Origin of the sequence: Pseudooctadecabacter sp., assembly GCF_965657175.1 — a bacterium.
In the GTDB taxonomy this organism is placed as follows: domain Bacteria; phylum Pseudomonadota; class Alphaproteobacteria; order Rhodobacterales; family Rhodobacteraceae; genus Octadecabacter.
On record NZ_CBFHNH010000012.1, the window covers coordinates 79,732 to 92,791 of the forward strand.

General features: G+C 59.9%; 11 protein-coding genes. 7 read left to right on the plus strand and 4 right to left on the minus strand.

The genetic code is table 11. The annotated features are described in order from the left end of the window. Positions 1–46: 46 nt before the first annotated feature. Positions 47–1,213: an HD domain-containing protein gene (locus ACTG36_RS11365; protein ID WP_375282286.1), complete on the plus strand. Its 1,167-nt coding sequence runs from the start codon at positions 47–49 to the stop codon at positions 1,211–1,213. Here the strand turns inward: ACTG36_RS11365 and ACTG36_RS11370 are convergent. After that, on the minus strand, positions 1,210–2,076 hold the full coding sequence (locus ACTG36_RS11370) for a LysR family transcriptional regulator (RefSeq protein WP_439142384.1): 867 nt from the start codon (positions 2,074–2,076) through the stop codon (positions 1,210–1,212). The genes ACTG36_RS11365 and ACTG36_RS11370 overlap by 4 nt on opposite strands. 96 nt (positions 2,077–2,172) lie before the next feature. Here ACTG36_RS11370 and ACTG36_RS11375 point away from each other — a divergent pair, with 96 nt between their 5' ends. From ACTG36_RS11375 to typA, 5 genes are all read left to right on the plus strand, one after another. Further along, positions 2,173–3,252, plus strand: a complete 1,080-nt coding sequence (locus ACTG36_RS11375) for a sodium-dependent bicarbonate transport family permease (protein ID WP_439142386.1) — start codon at positions 2,173–2,175, stop codon at positions 3,250–3,252. Between the two features lie 105 nt (positions 3,253–3,357). Then, entirely contained in the window at positions 3,358–4,569 is a 1,212-nt protein-coding gene (locus tag ACTG36_RS11380; protein ID WP_375282283.1) for an NADP-dependent isocitrate dehydrogenase, read from the plus strand. 47 nt (positions 4,570–4,616) lie between these two features. Next, positions 4,617–5,246, plus strand: a complete 630-nt coding sequence (locus tag ACTG36_RS11385) for a YitT family protein (RefSeq protein WP_375282282.1) — start codon at positions 4,617–4,619, stop codon at positions 5,244–5,246. Positions 5,247–5,254: 8 nt separating this feature from the next. Beyond that, positions 5,255–5,590: a DMT family transporter gene (locus ACTG36_RS11390; protein WP_375282281.1), complete on the plus strand. Its 336-nt coding sequence runs from the start codon at positions 5,255–5,257 to the stop codon at positions 5,588–5,590. A gap of 229 nt (positions 5,591–5,819) precedes the next feature. After that, positions 5,820–7,634 (plus strand): translational GTPase TypA, encoded by a 1,815-nt coding sequence (typA, locus tag ACTG36_RS11395; RefSeq protein WP_439142389.1) that lies wholly within the window; start codon positions 5,820–5,822, stop codon positions 7,632–7,634. Between the two features lie 259 nt (positions 7,635–7,893). On the opposite strand, the gene ACTG36_RS11400 is transcribed toward typA, so the two are convergent. The 3 genes from ACTG36_RS11400 to recA form a co-directional block, all read right to left on the minus strand. After that, positions 7,894–8,346, minus strand: a complete 453-nt coding sequence (locus ACTG36_RS11400; RefSeq protein WP_375282226.1) for an MOSC domain-containing protein — start codon at positions 8,344–8,346, stop codon at positions 7,894–7,896. Positions 8,347–8,360: 14 nt separating this feature from the next. Beyond that, positions 8,361–11,012, minus strand: a complete 2,652-nt coding sequence (gene alaS / locus ACTG36_RS11405; RefSeq protein WP_439142391.1) for an alanine--tRNA ligase — start codon at positions 11,010–11,012, stop codon at positions 8,361–8,363. Between the two features lie 240 nt (positions 11,013–11,252). Then, positions 11,253–12,332: a recombinase RecA gene (recA, locus tag ACTG36_RS11410; protein ID WP_375282221.1), complete on the minus strand. Its 1,080-nt coding sequence runs from the start codon at positions 12,330–12,332 to the stop codon at positions 11,253–11,255. 182 nt (positions 12,333–12,514) lie between these two features. On the opposite strand from recA, the gene ACTG36_RS11415 reads away from it, so the two are divergent. Further along, on the plus strand, positions 12,515–13,060 hold a 546-nt coding region (locus ACTG36_RS11415), incomplete at its 3' end, for a gamma-glutamyl kinase (RefSeq protein ID WP_439142393.1).

The following is a 13,060-nucleotide window of genomic DNA, read 5'->3' on the forward strand; positions in this document are numbered from 1 at the left end:
CGGAGGCGCACATCAGCCCCGCGCGATCCCGCGTATGAAAGCCCCCATGCCCATCCCCACGCCCGCCCAACGCATCCCCCACCAACTGGCCTTCCTGATCGAGGCCGACAAACTCAAATCCGTCACCCGCGCCAATCCGCTGGCCGATGGCTCCCGTCTGGAAAACACCGCCGAACACAGCTGGCACCTGTGCCTTTGGGCGCTGGTCTTCGAAGACCAGTCCAAAGGCGCGAACCTGCCCCGCGTGTGGCAAATGCTTTTGCTGCACGATCTGGTGGAAATCGACGCAGGCGATCACCCGATCCATTTGCACCGCGACGAAAATGCCATCGCCACAGCCGAAGCCGCCGCCGCCACGCGTTTGTTCAATCTGCTGCCCGCCGATCAGGCCGTGGCCTACCGGACCCTGTGGGATGAATTCGAAGACGGGACCAGCACCGATGCGGCCTATGCCCGGATGCTCGACAAGGCGGCCCCTATGTTTCTGGCGCTCTCGAACCCTGCCATGACGCCCACTGACCGCGACGTGCTGCACCAGATTCAGACCACGGGGCGCTTCGGGCACCTCAAGGATGATTGGCCTGAGGTCTATGCGCTGGCCCATGACACCCTCAACCGCCGCCAGCCTGTGGTGTCCGAATCCCTCGCCGCGCGGATGCGCTTTGTGATGGAGGCCGACCGCCTGAAATCTGTCCTGCGCGGCACCACGCTGTGTGACGGGTCGCGCCGTGAAAATTCGGCTGAGCACAGCTGGCACATCATGCTCTGGGCCATGACCTTGCAGGAACATTGCGCCCGGCCTGTGCGCATTGACCGCGTGCTGCACATGCTCCTCCTTCACGATTTGGTGGAAATCGACGCAGGCGATAACCCGATCCACGGGGATTTCGACGCCGCAGCCGTCGCAGCACAAGAACAGGCCGCAGCCGACCGCATCTTCGGGCTGCTTCCCCCCGCACAATCCGCCCCCCTGCGCGCCATCTGGGACGAGTTTGAGGCCGCCGAGACCCCCGATGCAACCTTCGCCAAATCCCTTGATCGTGCGCAGCCGCTGGTCTGCAATCTGCAAACGGGCGGCGGGTCATGGCGCGACTATGATGTCACCCGCGCCCAAATTGAGGCCCGCGTGGCCGTCAAAGTCAAACGCGGCGCACCCGCCCTTTGGGACGCCCTGCGCCCCGATATCGACGCTTGGTTCGCGGCCAATACCTAAACGTTTCGCGCCAGAGCATCCGCCAGCGCCGGATGGGGGAATTTACGGGGTACAGTCACGGCAAAGAACGGCTCTTTGATGCCCAGATCAAAGGGCGCGGTGACCAGCACCCCGCGCGCGACCTCATCCGCGACAACCACCGGCGGGGCGACCGCCACGCCCACACCATCGCGCGCCAGAAGGCGCACCATGGCCATATCATCCACATCCGCGACAATCCGCGGGGTGACACCCAGTGTGGTCATCAAATGTTCGATCCCAGCGCGGATCACAGGCTCCGTCGGCAGGATCAGCGGCTCATGGGTCAAAACATCCGCCAAGGTGGCGTGGCCCATCCGCATGGGCACCCCATGCAACGACACTGCCTGTTCCGCGATCAATTGGGCCGCGAATTGCACATCGCCGTCCGCCGCAGGCACATTGGTCGTCAGCACCACATCAAGTTTGAGTGCCGTCAGATCGGCCAGCAATCCATCGGTATTGCCGGATTTCAAAACGAAATCACCTGCCCCAACCAAAGGGCGCAAGAACTGCATTTGGAAATTGCGCGACAGGGTCGATTGCGCGCCGATCCGCAGCGGCGGCGCCGCCTGCGCGGTTTGCGCCAAGGTCGCGACCAATTCATCCCCCGCCGCGAAAATCCGGTCCGCATGATCCAGCGCAATGCGCCCCGCCTCGGTCAGCACCAGCGACCGTGAGACCCGTTCGAACAAGGCAAAGCCCAAACGGTCCTCCAACTGTTTGATCTGCACCGAAAGCGCCGATTGCGCCACGTTCAGCCTGTCTGCCGCACGGCTCAGGTTGCCGTCCCGCGCGACGGCATGAAAATACCGCAGGTGATGATAGTTCAGTTTTCCGATCATTCGTTTTTATAGAACAAAAATAACAGAAAGATATATTTTTATTCATACCGGCCGAGGGCTACCTCCCTGTCCAGACACACAGCCGGAGCCTGCCTCATGGAAATCTTCACCACCATCGCCTCCACCCTCGTGGAACAGCTACAAAAACCCACTTTGGCCTTTCTGATCGCAGGCATGATGCTTGCGGCTTTGGGCAGCAAATTCGAAATCCCCGAACCGGTCTACAAATTCATCGTTATCCTGCTTTTGCTGAAGGTCGGGATAGGGGCTGGCATTGCGATCCGCGATGCGGACGTTGTCTCATTGCTTGTGCCCGCATTGGGGGCCACAGCTTTGGGCATCAGCATTGTCATCTTGGGGAAATTCACCCTCGCGCGGTTGCGCGGCGTGGCCGAGGTCGATGCCTTGGCCACGGTTGGCATGTTCGGCGCTGTCTCTGCCTCGACCCTTGCGGCGGGCATGGCGGTGCTGGACGACAGCGGCATCACCTATGAGGGTTATATCGGCGCGCTTTATCCGTTCATGGATATCGCAGCCTTGATCACGGCCATCGTTCTGGCCAAACTGTCACTGGCACGCAAAACCGCGCGGTCTGTCACAGTCAATGCCGGTGGAACAGCCACCCTTGGCGGCCCCGCGATGCGCACCGCCATGGCCAAAACCCCTGAGGGTGAGGACGCGGACACCCTCGTGCGGGGCATCATGGTTGATACCTTCCGCAGCCCCGCGATTTCGGCCTTGGTGGCAGGGCTTGTCTTGGGCATTCTTGCCAAGCCCGACAGCGTTTTTGACAGCTTTTATGAACCGCTGTTTCGGGGGCTGCTGTCAATCCTGATGCTGATCAAGGGGATGGAGGCGTGGTCGCAGTTTGCGGAACTGCGCAAGGTCGCCCACGCCTATATCCTCTACGCGATCACCGCCCCGCTGATCCACGGGCTTATGGGGTTCGGCGTGGGTCTGATCGCCCATCATCTGACGGGCTTTTCCGAAGGCGGGATCATCCTGCTGGCGGTCATGGCGGCATCAAGTTCCGACATCTCGGGCCCGCCGACGATGCGTGCCGCCCTGCCGGAGGCGAATTCATCAGCCTATGTGGGCGCCTCCACCGGTCTGGGCACCCCGGTGGCCATCCTCAGCATCCCGCTGTGGATCGCACTAGCGGGGCATGTCACATGACCCCGCAGGCGCAAACCGTATACAATTGCATACGACCTCTTTCCTTGACGTGTCCCCTCCGGTATCTGACGGTTCAAACAAACCTGCCAAAAGGGAACGCACATTATGGATAAGATCAAAGTCACCGGACAAATCGTCGAAATGGACGGCGATGAAATGACCCGCATCATGTGGGCCTTCATCAAAGACAAACTGATCCTGCCGTATCTGGATCTGGACCTGCTGTACTATGACCTCGGTATGGAAAACCGCGATGCGACCGATGATCAGGTCACTGTGGACGCCGCCGAAAAGACGCTTGAGGTCGGCTGCGCCGTCAAATGCGCCACCATCACCCCCGACGAGGGCCGTGTTAAAGAATTCGGCCTCAAGAAAATGTGGAAATCCCCCAACGGCACCATCCGCAACATCTTGGGCGGTGTGGTCTTCCGCGCGCCGATCATCTGCAAAAACGTGCCGCGCCTTGTGCCCGGCTGGACCAACCCCATCGTCATTGGACGTCACGCCTTTGGCGACCAGTACAAAGCCACCGACATGAAATTCCCCGGGCCCGGCAAGCTGACGATGAAATTCGTGGGCGAAGACGGCGAAGTCATCGAACATGAGGTCTACGACGCGCCGTCATCGGGCGTCTACATGGGCATGTATAACCTCGACAAATCGATCGAGGATTTCGCCCGCGCGTCCTTCAACTACGGCCTCAACCTCGGCTGGCCCGTGTATCTGAGCACCAAGAACACCATCCTGAAACAATACGACGGCCAGTTCATGCTGATCTTCCAGCGGATCTTTGATGAAGAATTCAAAGACCAGTTCGAAGAGGCCGGCATCTGGTACGAACACCGCCTGATCGACGACATGGTGGCATCGGCCATGAAATGGTCCGGCAAATTCGTCTGGGCCTGCAAAAACTACGACGGCGACGTGCAATCGGACACCGTGGCGCAGGGCTTCGGCTCCCTTGGGCTGATGACCTCCCAACTCATGACCCCCGACGGCAAAATCGTAGAGGCTGAGGCCGCACACGGCACCGTCACCCGCCACTACCGCCAACATCAGGCGGGCGAAGCGACCTCCACCAACTCGATCGCGTCGATCTATGCGTGGACAGGTGCCCTCAAACACCGCGCCAAACTCGACGAGAACGAAAAGCTGACGCATTTTGCGGAAACTTTGGAAAAAGTGATCGTCGACACGGTGGAATCCGGCCATATGACCAAGGATCTGGCGCTGCTGGTCGGCCCCGATCAAAGCTGGCTGACCACCGAAGGGTTCTTGGAAAAAATCGACCAGAACCTGCAAAAGGCACTCGCCTGACCCCAGCGCACTGGACAGCCCCCACCGCAACGCCTAGCTGTGGGGGCATGTCCGACGACACCCGAACACCACCCAAAAACAGGCCACGGCGCCACACCCTTCTGGAGGATACGCAAGGGCTTCTCACGGGCACGACCATGGCCGCTACAGGGCTTGTCCTATTGACGCATCTGGGCCTGATCACCGGCCAGACCGCGGGCCTCGCCCTTTTGATCAGCTACGCCACAGACACCAGTTTTGCTGTGGTATTTTTCGCGGTGAACCTGCCGTTTTACTGGCTCGGGTTGCAACGGATCGGCCTGCGATTTGTGATCAAAACCTTCATCGCGGTGATCCTCGTGTCAGGATTTTCCATCCTGTTCCCGCCCCTGATGACCTTCCAAACCTTGGATCCGATCTTTGGTGTAGCCCTTTTTGGCCTTTTGACGGGCGCGGGTCTTTTGGCGATCTTTCGACACGGGGCCTCCTTGGGCGGGGTCGGTATTCTGGCCCTCTACATCCAAGACAAAACCGGTTTTCGCGCAGGATTGGTGCAACTGGGCTTTGACGCCTGCGTCTTCCTCGCGGCCTTTTGGGTTCTGCCTGTCAAAGCGGTCTTGCTGTCCATGCTGGGCGCGCTCATTGTCAATCTCGTCATCACTGTTAACCACCGCCGCGACTGGTACGTCGCCACCTGAGGTCCGCCATGCCCACCCATTTCATCACACTGATCATCGCCGTGATCTTTGAAACCATCGGCACAACGGCCCTTCAGGCGAGCCAGCAATTCACCAAACCGCTGCCGTCGCTCGTCGTGGTCGTCAGCTACGCCGCCGCCTTCTATCTGCTGGCGCTGACCCTCAAACACATGCCCGTGGGCATCATGTATGCCATCTGGTCTGGCTCCGGCATCGTGCTGATTGCGCTGATTGGCTGGGTGGTCTTTCGCCAAACCCTCGATCTGCCCGCGATCCTTGGCATGACGTTGATCCTTGCGGGCATCGTCATCATCCAGCTGTTCAGCAAAACCGCTACGCACTGACACCGCGCTGGGGCCTCTTCGCGACGGCTTGGGGCACCGCCCGTTCTCGCCTCACCGGCTCGAACTCTCTGGTTCCCAAATACCTCGGGGTGAGGCCGCAGGCCGAGGGGCAGCGCCCCTAAATCCAAAACACTAAAGCCCAGCACAGCGGACATTCAGATCACACCCCCTTTGCTTTTGCAGCAAGGCGCGATATGGCCCGCCCAACTCTTATATCAGGACGTCACCTATGGAACTCCGCAATATCGCGATCATCGCACACGTTGACCACGGCAAAACCACGCTCGTGGATGAATTGCTCAAACAATCCGGCACCTACCGCGACAATCAGGCGACCACCGAACGCGCCATGGACAGCAATGATCTGGAACGCGAGCGCGGCATCACGATCTTGGCCAAAGCGACCTCGGTGGAGTGGAAAGACCACCGCATCAACATCGTCGACACCCCCGGCCACGCAGATTTCGGCGGCGAGGTTGAACGCATCTTGTCCATGGTTGACGGCGTGGTTTTGCTGGTGGACGCCGCCGAAGGCCCCATGCCGCAGACGAAATTCGTGACCTCCAAGGCGCTGGCTTTGGGCCTGCGCCCTATTGTGGTCCTCAACAAGGTCGACAAACCCGACGCGGAACCTGACCGCGCGCTGGATGAATGCTTCGATCTCTTTGCCTCGCTGGATGCGACTGAAGAACAGCTTGATTTCCCGCACCTATATGCCTCCGGTCGCTCCGGCTGGTGTGACGCAGAGTTGGACGGACCCCGCGAAAACCTTGATGCGCTGTTTGATTTGGTGCTGGAACACGTGCCCGCCCCCAAACAGGTCGAGGCCCGCGATGAACCCTTCCGCATGCTGGCCACGACGCTGGGATCCGATCCGTTCATTGGCCGTATCCTCACGGGCCGCGTCGAAAGCGGCACGTTGAAAGCGGGCGAGTCCGTCAAAGCGCTGAGCCGCGAAGGCGATCTCATTGAAAACTTCCGTTGCACCAAAATTTTGGCCTTCCGCGGTCTGGGCCAGCAGCCCATCGACATGGCCGAGGCAGGTGACATCGTCACGCTGGCTGGCATGACCAAAGCCACCGTGGCCGACAGTATCGTCGCCACTTCCGTCAATGATCCGCTGCCCGCGCAGCCGATTGACCCGCCCACCATCACCGTGACCTTTGGCATCAACGACAGCCCATTGGGCGGTCGTGACGGCAAAAAGGTGCAGTCCCGCGTCATCCGCGAACGTCTGATGAAAGAGGCCGAAAGCAACGTCGCCATCAAGATCACCGACACCCCCGGCGGTGAGGCGTTCGAGGTTGCCGGCCGCGGCGAATTGCAGATGGGTGTGCTGATCGAAAACATGCGCCGCGAGGGGTTCGAGCTGTCGATTTCCCGCCCGCAGGTGCTGTTCCAGGACATCGACGGCGTGAAACATGAACCGGTTGAGGAAGTCACGATCGACGTGGATGACGAATACTCCGGTGCCGTGATCGAAAAGCTGACCGGTGCCCGCAAGGGTGACTTGGTCGAGATGAAACAGAACGGCGGCAAGACCCGCATCATCGCCCATGTCCCCTCCCGCGGGTTGATCGGCTATCACGGCGAATTCCTGACCGACACGCGCGGCACGGGGGTCATGAACCGCGTGTTCCACGAATGGGCGCCCCACAAAGGCGCGATCCCGGGCCGCCGCGCGGGCGTTCTGATTTCCATGGAAAACGGCACATCCGTGGCCTACGCGATCTGGAACCTTGAGGACCGTGGCAAGTTCTTTATCGGCGCGCAGGAAGCGGTTTATCAGGGCATGATCATCGGTGAACACAGCCGTGAGAATGACCTTGAGGTGAACCCGCTCAAGGGCAAAAAACTGACAAACGTGCGGGCGTCGGGCACCGATGACGCGGTGCGTCTGACCACGCCTGTGAAGATGTCGCTGGAAGAGGCGATTGCCTATATCGACAACGACGAATTGGTTGAGGTCACGCCAAACGCCGTGCGTCTGCGCAAGCGGTATCTGGACCCCCATGAGCGCAAGCGGTTGGCGCGGTCTGAGTGACTTGGTGGATCGGAGGAGCTTCGCTCATCCGATCCGCTGGGGCTCTGCCCCAGACCCCGAGGTATTTTAAGAACCAGAGAATTCAAGCCGTAGTGGTGAGGCCCCAGTGGGGCGGCTCAGGCGCAGAATGGTCGGAGACCCGAGCCGTCTTGGACAACCTCCAGTGAAGGTTTTCAGGCGAGAACAGGCGGAGCCCAAGGCTGTCCCGAAAAGCCGCCATCGGAGGGTTTAGGCCGAGAACGGGCGGCAAAACTAGGTTCTAACCGGCCTGCATTACACGATCGCCGACCCGAATAGGGCCCGGTTCCAGAACCGTGGCACACCAGCCGCCGTGGCCGCGCATCGCGTTGTACCCCCCTGCCCCCAAAGCCTTTTCCATCCGTGAACAGGGCGCGCAGACGGTGGTAAATTCAACCACCGCCCCGCCGATCTGCACCGGATGATTGCGCAATGCCGTGAGGGTAATGCCGCTGATCACCAGGTTTCGACGCAGCCGGTCCGGCGCAACGCTGTTCAACCGCGCGAGCTTCGCAATCACCGGCAGATGCTCTGCCTGTATCAGCGTCAGCGCCCGTTTGCCGGGCCGCGCGTGATCCCCGACCAGCCCATCGTCGAACAGCTCGGCGGCCTCAACTGACGTCAGGGGCTCAAGCCGTGCGGGTCGCAGGCCGATCCAGTCCACACGGCCCGCGCCGGCATGGGTGGCGAGCATCTCTGCAAAGGCGCTCACCCCTGCAAGACAGCCTCAGCCGCGGCGATCGCCGCATCGGCGTTGGCCGCATCTTTGGCCCCGCCTTGCGCCATATCCGGACGGCCACCGCCGCCCTTGCCACCCAGTTCGGCCACGGCGGCTTTGACCAGATCAACCGCACTGACCTTGTCCGTCAGATCAGAGGTCACACCCGCCGCGACAGCGACCTTGCCGTCTGCATCAGCGATCAGCAGCACAGCGCCGCTGCCCATGGCAGATTTCATCTCGTCAATCATACCGGGCAGGTCTTTGCCGGTGACGCCCTGCATGACCTGCGCTTTGAAAGCCACGCCGTTGATGGTCTTGGCCGCATCAGCCTCGGCCTTGCTGCCGCCCATGGCCAGTTCACGACGCAGTTGCGCCACTTCGTTGGTCAGCGCCTTGCGTTCATCCAGCAGGGATTTCACGCGCTCGGGCACCTCAGCCGCCTGCGTTTTCAGTGCAAGCGCCGTCTGCGCCAAGGTCTGATCCTGCCCTTGCAGGTAATCCAGTGCCGCCTGCCCGGTCAGCGCCTCAATCCGACGTACACCCGCCGAGGACGCACTGTCGCCCAAAGTCACAAAAGCACCGATGTCGCCGGTTTGGCGCACATGGGTGCCGCCACACAGCTCCAACGACCAATTGTCCCCGTTGACACCTTTGCCTGTGGGCGCGCGGCCCATGGACACAACGCGAACCTCATCGCCGTACTTCTCACCAAAAAGCGCCTGCGCGCCAAGTGCGCGTGCGTCGTCCGGTGTCATGATGCGCGTTTCCACAGCCGTGTTCTGACGGATCATCCCGTTGACCTTCGCTTCGATCTTGCGCAGATCCTCAAGGCTGACAGCCGCATTGTGACTAAAATCAAACCGCAAACGGTCCGGTGCGTTCAGCGACCCGCGCTGCGCCACGTGGTCGCCCAAAACCTCACGCAGGGCTTCGTGCAACAAGTGCGTGGCCGAATGGTTCGCACGGATATCCGACCGGCGTCCGTGGTCCACCACCAGTTCCGTGCCCTGACCGCGTGTCAGCGTGCCTTCAGTCACTTCGGCCATGTGCAGGAACACGCCTGCGACTTTCTTTGTGTCCGTGACCTCAGCCACACCGCTGTCGGTCTTGACGGTGCCTGTATCGCCCACCTGACCACCGGATTCCGCATAGAACGGGGACTGGTTGAACACCAGGGCGACCTCATCCCCGACCGATGCGGCTTCAACTGCCTCCGCGCCTTTGACGAGAGCCAAAAGCTGCCCCTCAGCCGTTTCGGTTTCGTAGCCGAGGAATTCCGTGACCCCGTGCTGATCAGCCAGATCGAACCAGATCGCCGCATCCGCTGCCGCACCGGTACCGGACCAGGCCGCACGCGCCTTGGCTTTTTGCGCCTCCATCGCCGCGTCAAAACCGTCGGTGTCCACACCACGGCCCTTTTCGCGCAGCGCATCCTGGGTCAGATCGAGGGGGAAGCCATAGGTGTCATAAAGCTTGAACGCCGTCTCTCCGGGCAAATCCGCGCCCTCGGCCACCCCCTCCAGCGCCTCATCCAGCAGTTTGAGGCCGCGATCCAGCGTGGTCTTGAAGCGAATTTCTTCGTTCAAAAGCGTATCTTCGATCAGGGTCTGGCCCTGGCCCAGTTCAGGGTAGGCCGCCCCCATTTCGCGCACCAATGCGGGCACCAGACGGTGCATCACCGGGTCCTGCGCGCCTAGCAAATGCGCATGGCGCATGGCGCGGCGCATGATGCGACGCAGCACGTAACCGCGCCCTTCGTTCGATGGCAGCACGCCTTCTGCAATCAGAAACGATGTGGAACGGAGGTGGTCCGCGATCACGCGGTGATGCACGTTCTGATCCCCGAATGGATCGGTGGAGGTCGCATGGGCCGACGCCTCGATCAGGGCCTTGAACAGGTCCGTTTCATAATTGTCATGTCCGCCCTGCAACAGCGCGCCGATCCGTTCCAGCCCCATGCCGGTGTCGATCGACTGCATCTCCAACGGCGTCATTGTGCCATCTTCGAACTGTTCATTCTGCATGAACACGACGTTCCAGATTTCAATAAACCGGTCGCCGTCTTCATCGGCCGATCCGGGCGGTCCGCCCCAAATGTGGTCACCGTGATCGTAGAAAATTTCCGTACACGGACCACAGGGCCCCGTTGGCCCCATGCGCCAGAAATTATCGTCCGTGGCGATGCGGATGATCCGGTCTTCCGGCACGCCAATCTTGCGCCACATATCAAACGCTTCGTCGTCGGTGTGATAGACCGTGGTCAGAAGCTTGGATTTGTCGATCCCGAAATCCTTGGTCAGCAATTCCCACGCAAAGGGAATAGCCTCGGTCTTGAAGTAATCCCCAAAGGAGAAATTCCCCAGCATCTCGAAGAACGTATGATGTCGTGCGGTATAGCCCACGTTATCAAGGTCATTGTGTTTGCCACCGGCCCGCACACATTTCTGGCTTGTTGTCGCGCGTTGATAGGCACCGCTTTCCACCCCAGTAAAACGGTTCTTAAACTGCACCATGCCCGAATTGGTAAACATCAACGTCGGATCGTTGCGCGGCACCAGCGGGCTTGAGGCCACGACCTCATGGCCTTGCCGTTTGAAATAATCAAGAAACGTCGAACGAATATCGCTGAGGCTGGTCATGGGGGTTGGTCCTTACAAACTGTCCCGCCTCAAATAGCCCTGCGGCCACGCACTGTCCACAGCCGCAGCGCGCCCCTTGTCTTTGTCTCATAAATATCCCGGGGGAGCGCGGAACGCGCGGGGGCAGCGCCCCCCAAAACCTAACAGGGCAGCGCCCCCAAATCGAAACAGTGGCAGCGCCCCCTAAACAAAAAAGCCGGCCCCAAGGGGGCCGACCTTCGGATCACATGTCAGCGCGGATCAATCTTCCAAAAGCGCGCCGTCATCTTTTTCTTCCGCACCGGGCTGGAAATCGAAATCCAAACCATGGGCGGCACGAATCTTGTCCTCAATCTCCAACGCGGTGTTGGTGTTTTCCTTGAGGTAGGTCTTGGCGTTTTCACGTCCCTGCCCGATCCGTTCATCCCCGTATGAGAACCACGACCCGGATTTTTCAACCACACCGGCCTTCACACCAAGGTCCAGCAGTTCCCCCATCTTTGAGATGCCTTCGCCATACATGATGTCGAATTCCACCTGCTTGAACGGCGGGGCCACCTTGTTCTTGACGACCTTGACGCGTGTCGCGTTGCCCACGACCTCATCACGGTCCTTCAGCGCGCCGATACGGCGGATGTCCAACCGGACGGAGGAGTAAAATTTCAGCGCGTTGCCACCGGTCGTCGTCTCGGGTGAACCGAACATCACACCGATTTTCATGCGGATCTGGTTGATGAAAATCACCGTGCAATTGGTTCGGTTGATCGATCCGGTCAGCTTACGCATCGCTTGGGACATCAGGCGCGCATGCACACCCACAGAGCTGTCGCCCATGTCGCCCTCAAGTTCGGACTTGGGTGTCAATGCGGCCACGCTGTCGACCACAATCATCGACACCGCCCCAGACCGCACCAGGGTGTCCACAATCTCCAACGCCTGTTCACCTGTGTCCGGCTGGGAGATCAGAAGCTCATCAAGGTTCACGCCCAGCTTTTTGGCGTAGGTCGGATCCAGCGCGTGTTCCGCGTCCACAAAGGCACAGACGCCGCCTTTTTTCTGCTCTTCGGCAACGCAATGCAGCGTCAGCGTTGTCTTACCGGAGGATTCAGGGCCGTAAATCTCAACGATCCGGCCTTTCGGGATGCCACCAATGCCAAGGGCGATATCAAGCCCGAGAGAGCCCGTGGATGTGCTTTCAATCTCTTGGACGGCATTTCCGCCCAGGGTCATGATTGATCCCTTACCGAACTGACGTTCGATCTGGGCCAGCGCGGAATCCAGCGCCTTTTGTTTGTCCGAAGACTTCTTGTCTGCCATCTTAAAAAGCTCTGCCGTTGCCATGATTTCGGTCCTTATCCCATGCCCCTGAGGGGGCTGCAATTGATTGCTTCGTTCACCTCTTGTTCTCACTCGTATGAGATCAAAAAGAGAACATTGCAACTAAAATCGTTCATATCTTACCTTTCGCGATGATTGGTTAAGGAGTAGTTTACAAAGAGAGAGGCCAAGAGGGACGTGCCCAAATGCTTGTTTTTGCGAAAGAAAAGCTGGTCTTTCTGGCCGTCCCCAAGACCGGCACCACAGCCCTTGAGGCCGCGTTGGCCCCCCATGCGGATGTCGTTCTGCGTAATCCACCGAATCTTAAACACACGCCGGCCTACCGGTATCATCATCAACTGCGGCCCTATTTCGAAGGCTCCGGCCTGAAAAATCTTGAACTGGTGTGCATCCTGCGCGAACCGGTCAGCTGGCTGGGCAGCTGGTATAGATACCGCGGACGCGCCGACAAAGATGGCGCGCGCAACAGCACCAAGGGCATCGCTTTTGATCACTTCGTGGATGAATATTGCAAGGGAACACCAGCCCCCTTCGCGGACCTTGGCTACCCGCCGAAATTCATCCGCCGCCGCAGCGGAGACATGATCATCGATCACCTGTTTCAATACGAACAGATCGACAAGGCGGTGACGTTCTTTGAGGACCGGCTCGGTGTGTCACTTGCGTTGGGGCAACGCAATGTCTCCCCCCCCGGTGATCTGACCCTGTCGGAAAAGACGGTCGCCAAACTC